General features: G+C 55.4%; 21 protein-coding genes. 12 read left to right on the top strand and 9 right to left on the bottom strand.

Annotated elements, in window-relative coordinates; genetic code table 11:
• Positions 1–50: 50 nt before the first annotated feature.
• The 3 genes from pgk to tkt all read right to left on the bottom strand — a co-directional run bounded on the left by pgk (position 51) and on the right by tkt (position 4,664).
• Positions 51–1,214: a phosphoglycerate kinase gene (gene pgk / locus C3F35_RS15825; protein WP_032613905.1), complete on the bottom strand. Its 1,164-nt coding sequence runs from the start codon at positions 1,212–1,214 to the stop codon at positions 51–53.
• 49 nt (positions 1,215–1,263) lie between these two features.
• Positions 1,264–2,283 carry an erythrose-4-phosphate dehydrogenase gene (gene epd / locus C3F35_RS15820; protein WP_103792610.1) on the bottom strand — a complete coding sequence of 340 codons (1,020 nt, stop codon included), beginning with the start codon at positions 2,281–2,283 and terminating at the stop codon, positions 1,264–1,266.
• A 389-nt stretch (positions 2,284–2,672) separates the two neighbouring features.
• On the bottom strand, positions 2,673–4,664 hold the full coding sequence (gene tkt, locus C3F35_RS15810; RefSeq protein ID WP_103792611.1) for a transketolase: 1,992 nt from the start codon (positions 4,662–4,664) through the stop codon (positions 2,673–2,675).
• Positions 4,665–4,944: 280 nt separating this feature from the next.
• On the opposite strand from tkt, the gene C3F35_RS15805 reads away from it, so the two are divergent.
• Positions 4,945–5,703 (top strand): M48 family metallopeptidase, encoded by a 759-nt coding sequence (locus C3F35_RS15805; protein ID WP_103792612.1) that lies wholly within the window; start codon positions 4,945–4,947, stop codon positions 5,701–5,703.
• Between the two features lie 44 nt (positions 5,704–5,747).
• Here C3F35_RS15805 and speB read toward each other — a convergent pair whose 3' ends face one another.
• The 4 genes from speB to C3F35_RS27370 all read right to left on the bottom strand — a co-directional run bounded on the left by speB (position 5,748) and on the right by C3F35_RS27370 (position 9,239).
• Positions 5,748–6,668 carry an agmatinase gene (speB, locus tag C3F35_RS15800; protein ID WP_059307233.1) on the bottom strand — a complete coding sequence of 307 codons (921 nt, stop codon included), beginning with the start codon at positions 6,666–6,668 and terminating at the stop codon, positions 5,748–5,750.
• Positions 6,669–6,930: 262 nt separating this feature from the next.
• Entirely contained in the window at positions 6,931–8,907 is a 1,977-nt protein-coding gene (gene speA / locus C3F35_RS15795; RefSeq protein ID WP_032613916.1) for a biosynthetic arginine decarboxylase, read from the bottom strand.
• Positions 8,908–8,915: 8 nt separating this feature from the next.
• A complete protein-coding gene (gene yqgB / locus C3F35_RS15790) occupies positions 8,916–9,047 on the bottom strand; it encodes an acid stress response protein YqgB (protein ID WP_127472193.1) in 132 nt (43 codons plus the stop codon).
• Positions 9,048–9,134: 87 nt separating this feature from the next.
• The gene (locus tag C3F35_RS27370; protein WP_439649348.1) at positions 9,135–9,239 is read right to left on the bottom strand and encodes a hypothetical protein; all 105 of its coding nucleotides are present in this window, start codon (positions 9,237–9,239) and stop codon (positions 9,135–9,137) included.
• Positions 9,240–9,708: 469 nt separating this feature from the next.
• On the opposite strand from C3F35_RS27370, the gene metK reads away from it, so the two are divergent.
• The 8 genes from metK to ruvX all read left to right on the top strand — a co-directional run bounded on the left by metK (position 9,709) and on the right by ruvX (position 16,718).
• Entirely contained in the window at positions 9,709–10,863 is a 1,155-nt protein-coding gene (metK, locus tag C3F35_RS15780; protein ID WP_032613918.1) for a methionine adenosyltransferase, read from the top strand.
• A gap of 208 nt (positions 10,864–11,071) precedes the next feature.
• Complete coding sequence (gene galP, locus C3F35_RS15775) at positions 11,072–12,469, top strand: galactose/proton symporter (RefSeq protein ID WP_032613920.1); 1,398 nt, start codon at positions 11,072–11,074, stop codon at positions 12,467–12,469.
• 71 nt (positions 12,470–12,540) lie between these two features.
• Positions 12,541–13,038, top strand: coding sequence for a SprT family zinc-dependent metalloprotease (locus tag C3F35_RS15770; protein ID WP_103792613.1), 498 nt, complete (start codon positions 12,541–12,543; stop codon positions 13,036–13,038).
• Between the two features lie 94 nt (positions 13,039–13,132).
• On the top strand, positions 13,133–13,840 hold the full coding sequence (gene endA / locus C3F35_RS15765) for a deoxyribonuclease I (protein ID WP_032613924.1): 708 nt from the start codon (positions 13,133–13,135) through the stop codon (positions 13,838–13,840).
• 111 nt (positions 13,841–13,951) lie between these two features.
• Entirely contained in the window at positions 13,952–14,683 is a 732-nt protein-coding gene (gene rsmE / locus C3F35_RS15760; protein WP_032613955.1) for a 16S rRNA (uracil(1498)-N(3))-methyltransferase, read from the top strand.
• Positions 14,684–14,702: 19 nt separating this feature from the next.
• The gene (gene gshB / locus C3F35_RS15755) at positions 14,703–15,650 is read left to right on the top strand and encodes a glutathione synthase (RefSeq protein WP_032613926.1); all 948 of its coding nucleotides are present in this window, start codon (positions 14,703–14,705) and stop codon (positions 15,648–15,650) included.
• Positions 15,651–15,741: 91 nt separating this feature from the next.
• On the top strand, positions 15,742–16,302 hold the full coding sequence (locus C3F35_RS15750; RefSeq protein ID WP_032613928.1) for a YqgE/AlgH family protein: 561 nt from the start codon (positions 15,742–15,744) through the stop codon (positions 16,300–16,302).
• A complete protein-coding gene (ruvX, locus tag C3F35_RS15745; protein ID WP_103792614.1) occupies positions 16,302–16,718 on the top strand; it encodes a Holliday junction resolvase RuvX in 417 nt (138 codons plus the stop codon). Before C3F35_RS15750 ends, ruvX begins: the two co-directional genes overlap by 1 nt.
• A gap of 39 nt (positions 16,719–16,757) precedes the next feature.
• On the opposite strand, the gene C3F35_RS15740 is transcribed toward ruvX, so the two are convergent.
• Both C3F35_RS15740 and C3F35_RS15735 read right to left on the bottom strand, forming a co-directional pair.
• Positions 16,758–17,447, bottom strand: a complete 690-nt coding sequence (locus C3F35_RS15740; RefSeq protein ID WP_032613957.1) for an IclR family transcriptional regulator domain-containing protein — start codon at positions 17,445–17,447, stop codon at positions 16,758–16,760.
• A gap of 99 nt (positions 17,448–17,546) precedes the next feature.
• Complete coding sequence (locus C3F35_RS15735) at positions 17,547–18,524, bottom strand: type IV pilus twitching motility protein PilT (protein ID WP_103792615.1); 978 nt, start codon at positions 18,522–18,524, stop codon at positions 17,547–17,549.
• Between the two features lie 17 nt (positions 18,525–18,541).
• Between C3F35_RS15735 and C3F35_RS15730 the strand changes: the two genes are divergently transcribed.
• Genes C3F35_RS15730 through yggU form a run of 3 tightly spaced genes read left to right on the top strand, consistent with a single transcriptional unit; the run spans position 18,542 to position 20,124 of the window.
• Complete coding sequence (locus C3F35_RS15730) at positions 18,542–19,243, top strand: YggS family pyridoxal phosphate-dependent enzyme (RefSeq protein ID WP_032613935.1); 702 nt, start codon at positions 18,542–18,544, stop codon at positions 19,241–19,243.
• Between the two features lie 21 nt (positions 19,244–19,264).
• The gene (locus C3F35_RS15725; RefSeq protein ID WP_032613937.1) at positions 19,265–19,831 is read left to right on the top strand and encodes a YggT family protein; all 567 of its coding nucleotides are present in this window, start codon (positions 19,265–19,267) and stop codon (positions 19,829–19,831) included.
• Positions 19,828–20,124 carry a DUF167 family protein YggU gene (gene yggU / locus C3F35_RS15720; protein ID WP_103792616.1) on the top strand — a complete coding sequence of 99 codons (297 nt, stop codon included), beginning with the start codon at positions 19,828–19,830 and terminating at the stop codon, positions 20,122–20,124. Before C3F35_RS15725 ends, yggU begins: the two co-directional genes overlap by 4 nt.

Raw genomic sequence — 20,124 nt, 5'->3', positions numbered from 1 at the left:
CTATTAAAAGCACGCTGAAAATTGGGCAGGTTTCCCTGCCCTAAAATGGCTTACTTCTTAGCGCGCTCTTCGAGCATGGCTACTGCTGGCAGAACTTTGCCTTCCACGAATTCGAGGAATGCGCCGCCGCCAGTGGAGATGTAGGAGATCTTGTCGGAAATACCGAACAGATCGATTGCTGCCAGGGTATCACCGCCACCAGCAATGGAGAACGCTTCGCTGTCTGCAATCGCGTTAGCCACGATTTCAGTACCTTTACGGAAGTTCGGGAATTCGAACACGCCAACCGGGCCGTTCCACAGAATGGTTTTTGCATTCTTCAGGATTTCAGCCAGCTTCTCTGCAGAGGCGTCGCCCAGATCCAGAATCTGCTCTTCGTTTTTGATGTCAGAGACAGATTTCAGTTCAGCGGTTGCGGTTTCAGAGAACTCGGTCGCCACGCGAACGTCAGTTGGGACAGGGATATCACAAGTGGTCAGCAGGCGTTTGGCTTCGTCAACCAGGTCTGCTTCGTACAGGGATTTACCAACGTTATGGCCTTGAGCAGCCACGAAGGTGTTAGCGATACCGCCACCCACGATCAGCTGGTCAGCAATTTTGGACAGGGAATCCAGAACGGTCAGTTTGGTAGAAACTTTAGAACCGCCAACGATAGCAACCATTGGACGAGCAGGTTCTTTCAGGGCTTTGCCCAGAGCTTCCAGTTCGTCAGCCAGCAGTGGACCTGCACAAGCGACGTCGGCGAATTTACCGATACCGTGGGTAGAAGCCTGCGCACGGTGAGCAGTACCGAAAGCATCCATTACGAACACATCGCACAGTGCCGCATATTTTTTGGACAGAGTTTCGTCGTCTTTCTTTTCGCCTTTGTTGAAGCGAACGTTTTCCAGAACAACCAGCTCACCTTCAGCCACTTCCACGCCATCCAGGTAGTCTTTAACCAGACGTACCGGGCTGGACAGTTTGTCTTTCAGGTAATTAACAACCGGCAGCAGAGAGAACTCTTCGTTGTACTCGCCTTCGGTCGGACGACCCAGGTGGGAGGTTACCATCACTTTTGCGCCCTGCTTCAGTGCCAGTTCGATGGTTGGCAGAGAGGCACGGATACGCGCGTCGCTGGTTACTTTTCCATCTTTAACCGGTACGTTCAGATCCGCACGGATGAAAACGCGTTTACCTGCCAGATCCAGATCGGTCATCTTAATTACAGACATGGTGAATCCTCTCGTTGATTCTTAAAGTTTTGCAGACGCAACAGGCGTCTTACCTGAAACCTTGTGCGGCCATGGCTAACGTGGTGTCGAGCATCCTGTTAGCAAAGCCCCATTCGTTATCACACCAGACCAGCGTTTTGATCAGATGTGCCCCACTTACGCGCGTTTGGGTGCCATCGACGATGGCGCTATGCGGATCGTGGTTAAAATCTACTGAGACCAACGGTAATTCCGTATAGTCAACTATACCATGAAATGCTTGCTGTGCCGCTTTTTGCAGCAACAGGTTGACCTCACAGGCTTTTACCGGTTTTTTCACGGTCACGCTGAGGTCAATCGCCGTCACGTTGATCGTTGGAACACGTACGGCGATGGCTTCAAAACGGTCTTCAAACTGGGGAAAAATTCGGGTAATTCCGGCCGCCAGTTTGGTATCCACCGGGATAATCGACTGACTCGCCGCGCGAGTGCGTCGCAGGTCCGGGTGGTATGCGTCAATGACCTGCTGATCGTGCATAGCGGAATGAATCGTGGTCACGGTGCCCGATTCAATGCCGTAGGCATCGTCCAGCAGTTTGATGACCGGAATAATACAGTTGGTGGTGCAGGAAGCATTGGAGACGATGCGGTGTTCCGCTTGCAGCTCATGATGGTTCACGCCGTAAACCACCGTGGCATCGAGATCGTTACTGCCCGGATGTGAGAAGAGCACTTTCTTAGCGCCAGCCGCCAGATGGGCTTCGCCATGCGCGCGATTACCGTAAACGCCGGTACAGTCGAGCACCACATCTACGCCCAGCTCACGCCAGGGTAAGGCGTCGATCGTCTGCTCGTGCAGGACACGAATCACGTCATCACCGACGAACAGCTGCTCTCTCTCCTGACGAACGTCCCAGGCAAAGCGCCCATGGCTGGTGTCATATTTCAATAAATGCGCCATGCCTGCGGCATCCGCCAGTTCATTGATGGCCACCACGGTCATTTCCGCCCGACGCCCGGATTCATATAAAGCACGAACCACGTTGCGTCCGATGCGACCGAAACCATTAATCGCTACGCGTACGGTCATAAGTCTCCTGCAAAGCTTTCCCTGATTCGAGGTGGCTGACAGAGTAATCCAGCAACGCTCTGAGGGGAATCCTCGCCTGTCACAAACTCCAACTGATTGGTCATTTGTCGAACGTTTAATCGACTGAAACGCTTCAGCTAGAATAAGCGAAACATGGAATAAAGGGAATGTCCGTCCAGAGCAATAAGCCAGCTATATGACGCATATCACATTTTGAATGGAATAACTTACAGGCGTATTACATTTATGAGGAATAAGATGCACAAAAAGCCGGGTGGGCAGGTAAAAGCAAAACGGTAACCAAAGGGTTACCGTTTTTAGGGTTTGCGCCCTCTCTTACAGGGAGAGTGCTGCGGTGAAGGCATCTGCCCGCACCGCATCAACCACGATTACAACAGTTCTTTCGCTTTCGCGACCACGTTCTCAACGGTGAAGCCGAACTCTTCGAACAGCTGCTCAGCCGGCGCAGACTCACCGAAGGTGGTCATGCCGACGATAGCGCCGTTCAGGCCCACGTATTTGAACCAGTAGTCAGCGATACCCGCTTCAACAGCAACACGGGCAGAAACAGCTTTCGGCAGCACGGACTCACGGTATGCCGCATCCTGCTTGTCGAAGGCGTCGGTAGACGGCATGGAAACCACGCGCGCTTTAACGCCTTCGCCTGCCAGCTGATCCCAGGCCGCAACCGCCAGTTCAACTTCAGAACCGGTCGCGATGAAAATCAGCTCAGGCTGACCGTCGCAGTCTTTCAGCACGTAACCACCGCGGGCGATGTTCGCCAGCTGCTCTTCGGTACGATCCTGCTGAGCCAGGTTCTGACGGGAGAGGATCAGTGCGGTCGGGCCGTCCTGACGCTCAACGCCATATTTCCACGCTACCGCAGATTCAACCTGGTCACATGGACGCCATGTGGACATGTTCGGGGTCACACGCAGGGAAGCAACCTGCTCTACCGGCTGGTGAGTCGGGCCATCTTCGCCCAGACCGATGGAGTCGTGGGTGTACACCATCACCTGACGCTGTTTCATCAGCGCAGCCATACGCACCGCGTTACGGGCATATTCCACAAACATCAGGAAGGTGGAGGTGTAAGGCAGGAAACCACCGTGCAGGGAGATACCGTTAGCAATTGCGGTCATACCGAATTCACGTACACCGTAATGGATGTAGTTACCGGCAGCATCTTCGTTGATCGCTTTGGAACCGGACCAGATGGTCAGGTTGCTTGGTGCCAGGTCAGCAGAACCGCCGAGTAATTCTGGCAGCCATGGGCCGAAGGCTTCGATGGCATTCTGGGATGCTTTACGGCTGGCGATTTTGGACGGGTTCGCCTGCAGTTTAGCGATGAATTCGTTCGCTTTCGCGTCGAAGTCTGCTGGCATTTCACCTTTCATACGACGGGTGTATTCAGCCGCTTCCTGTGGGAAGGCTTTAGCGTAGGCAGCAAATTTCTCGTTCCATGCAGCTTCTTTCGCCTGGCCCGCTTCTTTGGCATCCCACTGCGCGTAGATCTCAGACGGGATCTCAAACGCGGCGTGTTTCCAGCCCAGCTGTTCGCGGGTCAGGACGATCTCTGCGTCACCCAGTGGTGCGCCATGGGAGTCGTGCGTACCGGCTTTGTTCGGGGAACCGAAACCGATGATGGTTTTGCACATCAGCAGGGACGGTTTGTCGGTCACAGCGCGTGCTTCTTCTACTGCACGTTTAATCGCTTCAGCATCGTGGCCATCAACGCCACGCACCACGTGCCAGCCGTAGGCTTCGAAACGTGCTGCGGTATCGTCGGTGAACCAGCCTTCAATGTGACCATCGATAGAGATGCCGTTGTCGTCATAGAACGCAACCAGTTTGCCCAGCTTCAGGGTACCGGCCAGGGAGCATACCTCGTGAGAGATACCTTCCATCATGCAGCCGTCGCCGAGGAATGCATAGGTGAAGTGGTCAACAATGTCATGACCCGGACGGTTGAACTGCGCCGCCAGCGTTTTCTCAGCAATCGCCATGCCCACGGCGTTAGCAATACCCTGACCCAGCGGACCGGTGGTGGTTTCTACACCTGCGGTGTAACCCACTTCCGGGTGGCCTGGGGTTTTAGAGTGCAGCTGACGGAAGTTTTTCAGCTCTTCGATTGGCAGGTCGTAGCCGGTGAGGTGCAGCAGGCTGTAGATCAGCATGGAGCCGTGGCCGTTGGACAGTACGAAACGGTCACGGTCAGCCCAGGCCGGGTTATTCGGGTTGTGGTTCAGGAAATCACGCCACAGTACTTCGGCAATGTCAGCCATACCCATCGGGGCACCCGGGTGACCGGATTTAGCTTTTTGTACAGCATCCATGCTCAGCGCACGAATAGCATTGGCAAGCTCTTTACGTGAGGACATTTTGACTCCAGATCGGATGTTGAAGGCCATACCCGTTTCGGCTTGACGACAGCGCGTTTTGGGCTACGCCAGAAAAAAGTGCCAACAATGTAACCCAAGCGACAAAGCATGTACATGGACCATTCTTTTGCCGGTTAAGAAATCTCTGGAACACGCTCGCACGTTGCGCAATCTTCTCGCTCGCCGTCGTTTATATTCTTTATACTTAGCCATACTCCGGCTTCGCTGCCGTGATGTACTTTCAGAATTTATCGTGTTTAACGAGTGCGGAAGCAACCTAATGAAAATGCGTGCAATAGTGCTGGCTCTGGGAACAACGCTCCTGCTGAGCGGATGTCAGAATATGGACTCGAACGGTCTGATGAGCTCCGGTGCAGAGGCGTTTCAGGCCTACACCCTGAGCGATGCTCAGGTTAAAACATTAAGCGATGAGGCCTGTAAGGAGATGGACGGTAAAGCTACCATCGCGCCGGCAGGCAGCACTTACGCTCAGCGTCTGGATAAGATTGCTTCTGCGCTTGGCAATAACATCAATGGCCAGCCGATAAACTACAAGGTTTATATGGCCAAAGACGTCAACGCCTTCGCCATGGCCAACGGCTGCATCCGCGTTTACAGCGGGCTGATGGACATGATGACCGACAACGAAGTTGAAGCGGTTATCGGGCATGAAATGGGTCACGTTGCGCTCGGCCACGTGAAGAAAGGAATGCAGGTTGCGCTTGGCACCAACGCCGTTCGCGTGGCGGCTGCGTCTGCCGGGGGCATTGTCGGGAGCCTGTCGCAGTCACAGCTTGGCGATCTCGGTGAAAAACTGGTCAACTCCCAGTTCTCCCAGCGTCAGGAATCTGAGGCCGATGACTACTCTTACGATCTGTTGCGCAAACGCGGCATCAACCCGTCCGGTTTAGCCACCAGCTTCGAAAAACTGGCTCAACAGGAAGCAGGCCGTCAAAGCTCAATGTTTGACGACCATCCTGCCTCTGCAGCACGTGCGCAGCATATTCGCGATCGCATGGCCACAGACGGCATTAAGTAACAGCGATAATCAGGCCGGGCAACCTGTCCCGGCCTGTTTCTTTATTACTCGCCTTTTTTCGCAGCCTGGATGTAGAGCATCTCCAGCGCCAGCGTCGCAGCGGCAAGCGCCGTGATCTCAGACTGATCGTAAGCCGGAGCCACTTCTACTACGTCCATACCCACGATGTTCAGATCTTTCAGACCGCGTACCAGCTTAATGGCGCGATCGGAAGTCAGGCCACCGATGACCGGGGTGCCGGTACCTGGCGCAAAGGCCGGATCCAGGCAGTCGATGTCGAAGGTCAGGTATACCGGCATATCACCCACGATCTGTTTCACCTGCGCGATGATGTCGTCCACGCCGCGATCGTTCACCTGACCGGCATCCAGCACGGTGAAGCCGTTGTCTTTGTCAAACTCGGTACGGATACCAATCTGCACGGAGTGGTTAGGATCGATCAGACCTTCTTTCGGCGCGGTGAAGAACATGGTGCCGTGGTCAAATTCGCAGCCGTTCGCGTAAGTGTCGGTATGGGCATCGAAATGCACCAGCGCCATCTTACCAAAGTGCTTCGCGTGGGCGCGCAGCAGCGGCAGGGTCACGAAGTGGTCACCCCCGAAGGAGAGCATACGCTTGCCGGCAGCCAGCAGTTTTTCTGCGTGGGCCTGCAGTTTTTCACTCATCTCACGCGCGTCACCGAAGGCATACACCAGGTCGCCGCAGTCAACCACGTTCAGGCGCTCACGCATGTCGAAGTTCCACGGGAAACGATTGTGCTCCCAGGCCAGGTTAGTAGAGACCTGACGAATAGCCGCCGGGCCATGACGGCCACCGGCACGACCGGATGTCGCCATATCAAACGGCACACCGGTAATTACCCAATCCGCATCGCTGTCGTACGGCTGGAAATTCATCGGAAGGCGTAAAAAACCAAAGGCGTTAGATACCAGGGAGTTATCGTACTGATGGCCTAAAGTGCTCATGTCCTGACCTCTTTTTAAAGTCGATACATTAAAAATAGATGAAAAAAAATCCCTTCCGCGTCGTTAAACCCGACGAGGAAGGGATTGATTCGAATAGTGCTTGTTGCGGCGGATTATCGCCGCTAATTCATACGGGTTCAAGAGAGTATAAAGCATCGCGCGCGCTTTGCTCCTCACCCTACCCCTCCCCAAAAAGAAGAGGGGATGTGAACACCTGCTCCCTTTTAAAAAGCAGGCTGGAAAAGGAGAAAGCGCGGATGCTTTACTCGTCTTCCAGATACGTGTAGCCGTACAGACCCGCTTCAAACTCTTCCAGGAACTGCTTCTGCAACGTATCGTCAAGATCGGTGTTTTTCACCTGATCGCGGAACTGCGTCAGCAGCTTGTTCGGATCGAGCTGCACGTACTGCAACATATCCGCCACGGTGTCGCCCTCGTCAGAAAGCTCCACTTCGACGTTGCCGTCAGGGAAGACAAACACGTCAACCGCTTCGGTATCCCCGAACAGGTTATGCATGTTGCCCAGAATCTCCTGATATGCCCCGACCATAAAGAAGCCCAGCATAGGTGGACTCTCTGGATCGTACTCCGGCATCGGCATGGTGGTGGCGATGCCATCACCGTCAATGTAGTGATCGATAGCCCCGTCTGAATCACAGGTAATATCCAGCAGCACTGCGCGACGCTCAGGCACCTGGTTCAGCCCTTCGAGCGGGAGGACCGGGAACAGCTGATCGATACCCCAGGCATCCGGCATCGACTGGAACAGAGAGAAGTTGACGTACATCTTGTCCGCCATTCGCTCCTGCAGTTCGTCGATAATCGGACGGTGCGCACGATTGCTCGGGTCGAGCTGTTTCTGCACTTCGTGGCACATGTTCAGATACAGCTGCTCTGCCCAGGCACGCTCCTGCAGGCTGAACGCGCCGGATGAATAGCCGGTGTGAATATCGTGCAGGTCCATCTGGCTGTCGTGCAGCCATTCACGCAGGGAACGACGGGTGCCCGGCTCGTGCATCTCAATCCAGGTTTCCCACATGCTTTGCAGCGCGCGTGGGGCATCGTCTTCCGGTGGCGTGGCTTCGGTGTATTCGTTGCGCTCGACGCCGATGATGTTAGACACCAGCACCGTGTGGTGCGCGGTCACCGCACGCCCGGACTCGGTGATCACCGTCGGGTGCGGCAGGCCGTTCTCTTCACACGCATCGCCAATGGCCCAGATAATGTTGTTGGCGTACTCGTTCAGGCCGTAGTTTACGGAACAGTCGGACTTCGAGCGGGTCCCTTCGTAATCCACGCCCAGACCGCCGCCCACGTCAAAGCACTGGATGTTCACGCCCAGCTTGTGCAGCTCGACGTAGAAACGGGCCGACTCACGCACGCCCGTCGCGATATCGCGGATGTTGGCCATCTGCGAACCGAGGTGGAAGTGCAGGAGCTGGATGCTGTCCAGGCGACCACGTTCACGCATGATCTCCACCAGCTGCAGAACCTGGTTCGCCGCGAGGCCGAATTTGGATTTCTCACCGCCGGAGGACTGCCATTTACCGGAGCCTTGCGAGGCCAGACGCGCACGCACGCCAAGACGCGGCACCACGTTCAGGCGCTCGGCCTCTTCCAGCACGATATTAATCTCGGACATCTTCTCGATGACCAGATAGACCTTGTGACCCATCTTCTCGCCAATCAGCGCCAGACGAATGTATTCACGGTCTTTATAGCCGTTACACACGATCACCGAGCGGGTCATGCCGGCATGCGCCAGTACCGCCATCAGCTCTGCTTTGGAACCGGCTTCCAGCCCCAGCGGTTCGCCGGAGTGAATTAAGGATTCGATAACGCGACGATGCTGATTCACCTTGATCGGGTAAACCAGGAAATAGTCGCCGTTGTAACCGTAAGATTCACGCGCGCGCTTGAAGGCGGCGTTGATAGAACGCAGACGGTGTTGCAGGATCTGTGGGAAGCAGAACAGTGCAGGCAAACGCTGCCCCTGCGCTTCACGCGCTTTCACCAGTTTGGCGAGATCGACGCGCGCTTCCGGTACGTCAGGATCCGGGCAAACGCTGATGTGGCCCAGTTCATTGACGTCGTAGTAGTTATTGCCCCACCAGGCAATATTGTAAGTGCGCAGCATCTTGCTGGCTTCCTGGGAGCTCATCGCAACCTCCTGCATAGAACGTAGTACACCCTGTTCGCCTGCTGACGAAGGCGAAAAAGAAGACATGTCGTCAGACATAGCGAACCTCAACTCTTACTATTCAGTGTAAAACAGTTGACTACTATCGCAGCGTCAATCTGCGATAACAACCCATTATCCGACCGGATTTCCAGCACAGAATGCTGAAAGCCGGGGCGTGCGACCGGTTTCTTATTCATATCATTGTAAAACACGTATCCGAACTCTGTATGACAAGGTCCGGCGAAACCACGAGAAAACTCTTGTATTTACAAGAGCGCCCTTGTTCAGACTTCACAAAGCGTAGTGCCTGCCCTGGAATCCTGAGAAGCGCCGAGATGGGTATAACATCGGCAGGTTTGCAGATTAGAAATGCGAATGGCGGGGAGCATGTTCCGGCCTGAAAGGCAGAACTGATTAAGCGGAAAACGACGGTTCATTATCTCGTATCACCTCCACGCAAGCTTAAGCAAACTCGCGACAAGTTAAAGCTAAAAGTTCACTGCTTTACCCGGCTGGAAGTGGCGACACGAAGAAACGTCGTGTGCTTTTTTTGTATGAGCCGCGCGCCGCGTTTTATACCGACAAGACAGGGAAAATGCAAAATATAAATGTGTGCATTGCCAGGACCGTCAGTAAAAATTTCCAGTCGGGTTTTCAGGGTTGTAGGCGCACCGACAAAAAAAGCTGGAAATCGGGCGAAGAAGTGACCTAAAATAGCCGTCCAGATGTTAATCCATCCATACTGATTAACACTCAGACTGCCAGTGTCATCGTTTGCAAGCCCTGGTGGAAAACCCTGCCGCGGCTATCCCACACGACAGTTTGAGCTAAACAAATTCTCCTTAGGTAAATTAAAACATGGCAAAACACCTGTTTACGTCCGAGTCTGTATCAGAAGGACATCCTGATAAAATTGCTGACCAGATCTCCGATGCCGTGCTGGATGCGATCCTCGAGCAGGATCCAAAAGCGCGCGTCGCCTGCGAAACCTATGTCAAAACAGGCATGGTGATGGTTGGCGGTGAAATCACCACCAGTGCATGGGTTGATATCGAAGAGATCACCCGTAACACCGTGCGTGAAATCGGCTATGTGCATTCTGATATGGGCTTTGATGCCAACTCTTGCGCCGTACTGAGCGCCATCGGCAAACAGTCCCCTGACATCAACCAGGGCGTTGACCGTGCCGATCCGCTGGAACAGGGCGCAGGCGACCAGGGCCTGATGTTTGGCTACGCCACCAACGAAACCGACGTGCTGATGCCAGCCCCTATCACCTATGCTCACCGTCTGGTGCAGCGTCAGGCTGAAGTGCGTAAAAACGGCACCCTGCCATGGCTGCGCCCTGATGCGAAAAGCCAGGTAACCTTCCAGTACGATGACGGCAAAATTGTCGGCATCGACGCGGTGGTTCTGTCCACTCAGCATGCTGAAGATATTGATCAGAAATCCCTGCAGGAAGCAGTGATGGAAGAGATCATCAAGCCGGTTCTGCCGACCGAGTGGCTGAATGCTTCTACGAAATATTTCATCAACCCAACGGGCCGCTTCGTTATCGGTGGACCAATGGGCGACTGCGGTCTGACCGGTCGTAAGATCATCGTTGATACCTACGGCGGCATGGCCCGTCACGGTGGCGGCGCGTTCTCCGGTAAAGATCCGTCTAAAGTTGACCGTTCCGCAGCCTACGCAGCACGTTATGTTGCCAAGAACATCGTTGCGGCTGGCCTGGCTGACCGTTGTGAGATTCAGGTTTCCTACGCGATTGGCGTGGCAGAACCGACCTCTATCATGGTTGAAACTTTCGGCACCGAGAAAGTGGCAACTGAGCAGCTGACCCTGCTGGTGCGCGAGTTCTTCGACCTGCGTCCATACGGTCTGATCCAGATGCTGGATCTGCTGCACCCTATCTACAAAGAAACCGCTGCATACGGTCACTTTGGTCGCGAACATTTCCCATGGGAAAAAACCGACAAAGCCGCCCAGCTGCGTGAAGCTGCCGGTCTGAAATAATCGACTGACAGTCTTTCTGAAAGGCCAGCCCCGTGCTGGCCTTTTTGTTTTCAGTTTTACAACGCCCGCCATGAAATCGCTTACACCCAAATAAAATCAGGCCCTTTCGGAATACTCTCTTTGTCACTCCTGACCCTCTGACATATTTTTACTGTCTCCTCATAAAATCTTTACATTGATGAAACAGCTAAGCCAAATGGAGGGCAAAATGCCTGACAATAAAAAACAGGGGCGGACGTCTAACAAGACGATGACGTTCTTCGTCTGCTTCCTTGCCGCTCTGGCAGGATTACTTTTCGGTCTTGATATCGGCGTTATTGCCGGGGCATTGCCGTTTATCACGGATGAATTCCAGATCAATTCCCACACGCAGGAATGGGTGGTCAGCTCGATGATGTTCGGCGCGGCCGTCGGCGCAGTCGGCAGCGGCTGGCTCTCCTTCAAACTCGGGCGTAAAAAAAGCCTGATGATTGGCGCCATTCTGTTTGTCGCCGGTTCGCTCTTTTCCGCAGCAGCGCCAAACGTGGAAGTGCTGATTGTCTCCCGCGTGCTGCTCGGCCTGGCGGTAGGTGTTGCCTCTTACACCGCGCCGCTTTACCTGTCGGAGATCGCGCCAGAGAAAATTCGCGGCAGCATGATTTCCATGTACCAGTTGATGATCACTATCGGGATTCTGGGTGCTTACCTTTCCGATACCGCATTCAGCTATAGCGGCGCATGGCGCTGGATGCTGGGCGTCATTATTATCCCGGCGATCCTGCTGCTGATCGGTGTCTTCTTCCTGCCTGACAGCCCACGCTGGTTTGCGGCCAAAAGGCGCTTTAACGATGCGGAGCGCGTGCTGCTACGCCTGCGCGATACCAGTGCAGAAGCGAAACACGAGCTGGAAGAGATCCGTGAAAGCCTGAAGATCAAACAGAGTGGCTGGGCGCTGTTTAAAGAGAACAGCAACTTCCGCCGGGCGGTGTTCCTTGGCGTGCTGCTGCAGGTGATGCAGCAGTTTACCGGGATGAACGTCATCATGTATTACGCGCCAAAAATCTTTGAACTGGCGGGGTACAGCAATACCACCGAGCAGATGTGGGGCACGGTGATCGTCGGTCTGACCAACGTGCTGGCAACCTTTATCGCCATCGGCCTGGTGGATCGCTGGGGCCGTAAACCGACGCTGACGCTGGGCTTCCTGGTGATGGCCGCCGGCATGGGCGTGCTGGGAACGATGATGCATATGGGCATCCACTCCACTACCGGCCAGTATGCCGCCGTCGCGATGCTGCTGATGTTTATCGTTGGTTTTGCAATGAGCGCAGGTCCTCTGATTTGGGTGCTGTGTTCTGAGATCCAGCCGCTGAAAGGGCGTGATTTCGGTATCACCTGCTCCACCGCTACCAACTGGATCGCCAACATGATCGTCGGCGCAACCTTCCTGACCATGCTCGATACGCTGGGTAACGCCAATACCTTCTGGGTGTACGGCGGTCTGAACCTGCTGTTTATCGTGCTGACCCTGTGGCTGGTTCCTGAAACCAAACACGTGTCGCTGGAACATATTGAACGTAACCTGATGAAAGGTCGTCCCCTGCGCGAAATCGGCGCTCACGACTGATCCCGCCGGGTTCCTCCCCTCGGGAGGAACCCGCTTGCACCGCTCCGCGACAGGCTCTATGCTCTGCCGTTATGAAAACACCCCGTCTCCCCATTGCGCTTCAGCAAGCCGCCATGCGCAGCCTGCGTGACAACCTGGCGCAGGCCAATCTGAAGCTCGCCCGGAACTATCCTGAACCGAAACTGGTCTGGCAGCAGCGCGGCACCGCAGCGGGCACCGCCTGGCTGGTTGCGTATGAGATCCGCCTCAACCCGATCCTGATGCTGGAAAACCAGCAGGCTTTTATCGAGGAAGTGATCCCGCATGAACTGGCGCACCTGCTGGTGTGGAAACATTTTGGCCGCGTCGCCCCTCATGGCAAAGAGTGGAAATGGATGATGGAAGCGGTGCTGGGCGTTCCGGCTCGTCGCACGCATCAGTTCGAGCTTGATTCAGTACGGCGCAATACCTTCCCTTATCGTTGCTCGTGTCAGCAGCACCAGCTTACCGTGCGTCGTCACAACCGGGTGGTGCGCGGCGAAGCCACCTACCGCTGTGTGAAATGTGGTGAACCGCTTACGGCGGAGTAAGCGGCAGAACCAACAGGAACATTCCTGATCTAGCTGATTGCATACAGGAACAACTTTCGTTACGTTGCGGGCTCGTTTTGACACGGAGCTCACGATGTCCCGTAATTTCTCTCTCGCGGTCGCTTTTCTGACGACGGCGTTCTCAGGCCATGTGCTGGCCGAAGGTATCCATAGTTTCTCTCAGGCAAAAACTGCAGGCGTAAAGGTCAATGCCGATGTCCCCGGCGATTTTTACTGTGGCTGTAAAATTAACTGGCAAGGCAAAAAAGGCGTCGTGGATCTGGCGTCCTGCGGCTACAAAGTGCGTAAAAACGAGAATCGCGCCAGCCGCATCGAATGGGAACATGTCGTACCGGCCTGGCAGTTCGGCCACCAGCGTCAGTGCTGGCAGGATGGCGGACGAAAAAACTGCGCCAAAGATCCGGTCTATCGTCAGATAGAGAGCGATATGCATAACCTGCAGCCCGCCGTGGGCGAGGTGAATGGCGATCGCGGCAACTTTATGTACAGCCAGTGGAACGGCGGCGAAGGCCAGTATGGCCAGTGCGCCATGAAAGTCGATTTCAAAGATAAACTCGCCGAGCCGCCGGCCCGCGCCCGGGGCAGCATCGCCCGCACCTACTTCTACATGCGCGATCGCTATCAGCTGACTCTTTCCCGCCAGCAAACCCAGCTTTTCAATGCCTGGGATAAACTCTATCCGGTGACCGCCTGGGAGTGCCTGCGCGACGAGCGCATTGCCAAAGTGCAGGGGAATCACAATCCGTACGTCCAGCGCGCTTGCCAGGCGCAAAAGAGCTAACCTACACTAGCGGCAATTGTTTCTTTGTGTACCCCTCACCCTCGCCCTCTCCCCTCAAGGGAGAGGAGACAGAATGTGCAAGGGACTCAGCTCTTGATGGACTTCTTAACTATGCGTGTTCCTCGTATTTATCATCCCGAAATGATCGTTGCAGGCAGCGAAATTGCCCTCTCTGAAGAGGCCGCCAACCACGTCGGCCGCGTGCTGCGCATGGGCGCTGGCCAGGCGATTCAGCTGTTTGATGGATCAAACCAGGTGTTTGACGCACAAATCACCCGCGCCGATAAAAAAAGCGTGCAGGTGAGTATCCTGCGTGGCGAGCTCGACGATCGGGAATCGCCGCTGCATATTCATTTAGGCCAGGTGATGTCACGCGGCGAAAAAATGGAATTCACTATCCAGAAATCGATCGAACTGGGTGTAAGCCTCATTACGCCACTTTTTTCTGAACGCTGTGGCGTTAAACTGGATGCCGAACGTCTGAATAAGAAGCTCCAGCAGTGGCAAAAAATCGCCGTTGCCGCCTGTGAACAGTGTGGCCGCAATCGCGTCCCGGAGATCCGCCCGGTCATGGATCTCGAAGCCTGGTGTGCGGAAGAGGAGCAGGGTCTGAAGCTCAATCTGCATCCCCGCGCCAGCGCCAGCATTAACACCCTGCCGCTGCCGGTGGAACGCGTGCGTCTGTTGATTGGCCCGGAAGGCGGGTTGTCGGCAGAAGAGATTGCCATGACCGCGCGCTACCAGTTTACTGATATTCTGTTGGGACCCCGCGTTCTGCGTACTGAGACCACCGCGCTAACCGCCATTACTGCCCTGCAGGTGCGTTTTGGCGATTTAGGTTGAAGCATTAACGGAGAAGACAATGATCAAGCTCGGCATCGTGATGGATCCCATCACAAGCATCAATATCAAGAAAGATTCCAGCTTCGCTATGCTGCTGGAAGCGCAACGTCGCGGCTACCAGCTCCACTATATGGAGATGAGCGACCTGTACCTGATTAACGGCGAAGCGCGTGCCCGCACCCGCATTGTCAACGTCGAGCAGAATTACGATAAATGGTACGAGTTTGGTTCCGAGCAGGATCTGCCCCTGGCCGAACTCGACGTCGTCCTGATGCGTAAAGATCCGCCGTTCGACACCGAATACATCTACTGCACCTATATCCTTGAACGTGCAGAAGAGAAAGGGACGCTGATCGTCAACAAACCGCAGAGCCTGCGTGACTGCAACGAGAAGCTCTACACCGCCTGGTTCTCTGACCTGACGCCAGAGACGCTGGTGACGCGCAGCAAAACGCAGTTGAAAGCCTTCTGGCAGAAACACGGCGACATCATCCTGAAACCGCTGGACGGTATGGGTGGTGCATCTATCTTCCGCGTCAAAGAGGGTGACCCGAACCTCGGTGTGATCGCAGAAACCCTGACCGAGCATGGCTCTCGCTACTGCATGGCGCAGAACTATATTCCGGCCATTGTTGATGGTGATAAGCGCGTGCTGGTAGTGGACGGCGAGCCGGTGCCATACTGCCTGGCGCGTATTCCACAGGGTGGTGAAACCCGTGGTAATCTGGCGGCCGGTGGCCGTGGCGAACCGCGCCCGCTGACCGAAAGCGACTGGGAAATTGCCCGCCGCGTTGGCCCGATGCTAAAAGCCAAAGGGTTGATCTTCGTCGGCCTCGACATCATTGGCGATCGTCTGACAGAAGTGAACGTCACCAGCCCAACCTGTATTCGTGAAATCGAAGCGGCGTTCCCGGTGTCCATTACCGGCATGCTGATGGATGCGATCGAAAAACGGCTGAAGCAGTAGTAACCCAGCCAATACTGTTAGTGACAGCATCCGGGTTTGTACGCATACTGGGTGCTGTCGCTTTTTAAACCAGGAAACAGAACCTCTGACAATGAATTTACAGCATCACTTTCTTATTGCCATGCCTGCTCTCCAGGATCCGATTTTCCGTCGTGCAGTGGTTTACATCTGCGAGTACAGCGAAGATGGCGCGATGGGGATTATCATCAATAAACCGCTGGAAAATCTTACTGTTGAAGGCATTCTGGAAAAATTAAAAATTTCCCAGGACGAACGTGTTCCTGAAATTCGTCTCGACAAAGCTGTGATGCTGGGTGGCCCGCTGGCAGAAGATCGTGGCTTTATACTGCATACGCCGCCAGGGTTTTCCTCCAGTATCCGTATCTCTGACAACACCGTGATTACAACCTCCCGCGACGTGCTGGAGACCCTGGGCACAGAGAAACAGCCTGCTGATGTGCTGGTGGCGCTGGGCTACTCCTCATGGGAAAAAGGCCAGCTTGAGCAGGAGATCCTCGATAACGCCTGGCTGACGGCTCCGGCAGATTTGAACATCCTGTTTAAAACCCCGATAGCCGATCGCTGGCGTGATGCGGCAAAGTTGATTGGCATTGATATCCAGACCATGCCTGGCGTAGCGGGGCATGCCTGATGAGCGGCACGCTTCTCGCATTTGATTTCGGCACCAAAAGTATCGGCGTGGCGATCGGCCAGCGCATCACCGGCACCGCTCGCCCGCTGACGGCGTTAAAAGCGCAAAATGGCACCCCGGACTGGAACCTGATTGAGCGCCTGCTGAAAGAGTGGCAGCCGGATGTGGTGATTGTCGGGCTGCCGCTGAATATGGATGGCACCGAACAGCCATTAACTGCACGCGCACGCAATTTTGCCAATAAAATTCATGGCCGCTTTGGCGTGGCGATTAAGCTGCACGATGAACGACTGAGTACGGTAGAAGCCCGCGCCGGTCTGTTTGAGCACGGCGGTTTTCGCGCGCTCAACAAAGGCAGCGTCGATTCCGCTTCGGCGGTGATTATCCTCGAAAGCTTCTTCGAGCAGGGTTACTGACCCCCCTTCCCTTTGCCCGGCTTCCCGGGCAAAGACCTCTTATTGTTCCAGCAAGGTAGCGTTAAGCGTCGTCAGTTCAGCCAGACGCGTGCGAACCTGTTCATCATCAATATTCCACATCCCAGCAAAGGCCAGCGCGGCGTGATGCGCGCCCACGGGTAGTGCCATCGATACTTCGCCATCGTCATGGTGCCAGACAACATGTCCCTGCTGGCGTTGCTGCGCCACATGCGGAGCAAGGTTTTGCCACTGCTCAGGCGTAAAGCGCAACATCAGCGCCTCGTCCGTCTCACTCGCCAGCAGTGACATACCAATCACCGATTGCCAGGCAGGCAGCATGTGGAAACCTGCCAGCGCCTGGGTGGTCTGGCTGCCGGGCACGGAGTGCCAGATATAGATCACCTGGTCTTCCCACAACACACCCAGCGCCACCACGATATCGCGTGGTGCATCGCGCTCCAGCCGGGGCAAGGCGCGGGAGAAAAGCTCGGAACCGCGGATAGACTGCGCCGCCAGGGCATGAATGCCAGGGCCAGGCAGGTAACGCCGATGCTCGTCCTGCATGGTCAGGCCAATGGAGGCCATGGTCATCAGCAAGCGGTTAACACGGGTGGTGTTGATCCCCATCAGCCGCGCAAGTTCACGGCAGCCAATGGCGCGGCCGCTGGAAACCAGATATTGCAGACAGCGAATGCCGTCGATAAGACTTTGGTTCGGTTGTGATGACATAGCCACTTTTAAGGTGTGCAATCGGAGGCTCGATTTTACCGCCCGCGCAGAAGGATACAAGGCCGTGAAAATCATTCTCTGCCGTAAATTGCCCGTGCTTTAAAGCCGCCCCTGCGCCTTGCGTTCAGCACGGCTCTGCTCGAAGTTCTGCATCCCTGCCTGCAGCCCGGTCTGGATCACACCAGGCAGTTGATAGGTTTTGCCTTCACGAATCAAATTCGCCGCAGCTGGGGTGTTAATGAGTAACTCAAACAGCGCCACGCGCCCCTGCTGGTTGTCCCTTTCGAGTTTTTGTGCCAGCACCGCCTGCAAACTGCCGGCCAGCTGCTTGCGTACCGGCTCTTTTTCCTCCGCCGGGAAGGCATCCACCAGCCGCTCTATCGCCTGGGCTGCGCCACGGGTATGCAGGGTCGCCAGCACCAGATGCCCGGTCTCTGCGGCGGTGAGGGCAAGGCGGATCGTTTCGCTATCGCGCAATTCGCCTAACAGGATCACATCGGGATCTTCCCGCAATGCCGCCCGCAGCGCATCGGCAAAGGCGTTGCAGTGCAGGCCAATCTCCCGCTGCTGCACCAGGCAACGTTTGCTCTGATGGATAAACTCCACCGGATCTTCCAGGGTCAGGATATGTCCGTCGCTGTGGTGATTGAGAAAGTCGACCATTGCCGCAAGCGTGGTGGACTTGCCGCTGCCGGTGGCCCCGGTCACCAGAATCAGGCCGTTATCCCTGGTCAGCAGCTCGGGGATCGCCCGCGGCGTACCCAGACTATGCAATTGCGGGCACTGTTCTGGCAGCAGCCGGAGCGCCAGCGAACACCCTTGCGTATGGGCGAAGGCGCTGGCCCGCAGCCGGTGGCTCTTCAGAGTGACGGCAAAATCGACCTGCCCCTGAGCACACCATGCCCCCTGTTGTTCATCGCTGAGCCAGCTTTTCAGCAGCATCACCACATCCGGCCCCGGAAAAGGCGCCAATTCCATCTTTCCTCGTCGTCGCCAGCGAGGTGGTGCGTTACTGCACAGGTGTAGATCCGACACGTTATGCTTTACACTAAGGGCCACAATTTCTTCCATATCCATTTAATGATCCTCGGAAAATGAACGACATTGCGCATAACCTGGCACAGGTCAGGGATAAAATCTCAGCCGCGGCAACACGTTGCGGCCGTGCTTCAGAAGAAGTTACGTTGCTTGCAGTCAGTAAAACCAAGCCTGCGAGCGCCATCGCAGAAGCGATTGATGCAGGCCAGCGCATGTTCGGTGAAAACTACGTGCAGGAGGGGGTGGAAAAAATCCGCCACTTCCGGGAGAAAGGCACCGCGGATCTGCAATGGCATTTCATCGGGCCATTACAGTCGAACAAAAGCCGACTGGTAGCGGAGCATTTCGACTGGTGTCATACCGTCGATCGTCTCCGCATCGCCAGTCGTCTGAGCGAACAGCGCCCGGCCGAGATGCCGCCGCTTAACGTGCTGATTCAAATCAACATCAGCGACGAAAACAGCAAGTCCGGCATTGCGCTTGAAGCGCTGGATCAGCTGGCGGATGAGGTGGCGGCGCTACCTGGCCTTAAGCTTCGCGGGTTAATGGCGATCCCGGCCCCGGAGTCAGATTACGACAGGCAGTTTGCCGTCGCCCGGCAAATGGCTGTAGCATTTGAGGCGCTTAAAACACGCTTCCCAACGGTCGACACGCTTTCACTGGGCATGACGGACGATATGGCTGCCGCGATTGCGGCTGGCAGCACCATGGTGCGCATCGGCACAGCAATTTTCGGTGCGCGCGATTACACCCAATAATAAGGAAACCTGAGGAACGCCATGAAGACGTTGACCTTCCTGCTCTCAACGGTCATTGAACTGTATACGATGGTGCTTTTGTTACGCGTCTGGATGCAGTGGGCCCGTTGTGATTTTTACAACCCCTTCTCACAGTTTGTCGTTAAAGTCACCCAGCCCATCATCGGGCCGCTGCGCCGGGTGATCCCGCCGATGGGGCCGATTGACAGCGCCTCCCTGCTGGTTGCGCTGATCCTGTGCGTGGTGAAAGCGATCGTGCTGTTTATGGTCATTACCTTCCAGCCGATCATCTGGATCGCGGCGGTGTTGATCCTGATAAAAACGATCGGCCTGCTAATTTTCTGGGTACTGTTGCTGATGGCAATTATGAGCTGGGTGAGCCAGGGCCGTAGCCCGGTGGAATATTCACTTATTCAGCTTGCCGACCCGCTGCTGCGCCCGATCCGTAATCTGCTGCCTGCCATGGGCGGAATCGACTTCTCCCCGATGATCCTCGTGCTGCTGCTGTACGTGATCAACATGGGTATCGCTGAACTGCTGCAGTCCACAGGCAACATTCTGCTGCCGGGGCTGTGGATGGCGTTATGAGTGCTGTCAGCACCTGCGCCGACGGGCTGGTTTTACGGCTGTATATTCAGCCTAAAGCCAGCCGTGACACCATTATCGGGCTGCATGGCGACGAAGTAAAAGTCGCCATCACCGCCCCTCCTGTAGATGGCCAGGCGAACGCCCATCTGGTGAAGTATCTGGCAAAGCAGTTTCGCATTGCGAAAAGCCAGGTACTGCTCGAGAAGGGTGAACTGGGTCGCCACAAGCAGGTCAAAATTCTCAATCCGCAACAAATCCCGACGGAAGTCGCGGCACTGATACAACAGGACTAA

It is taken from the genome of Leclercia sp. LSNIH3, assembly GCF_002935105.1.
Classification (GTDB): Bacteria; Pseudomonadota; Gammaproteobacteria; order Enterobacterales; family Enterobacteriaceae; genus Enterobacter; species Enterobacter adecarboxylatus.
This window is presented reverse-complemented; position numbering and strand designations above follow the sequence as displayed.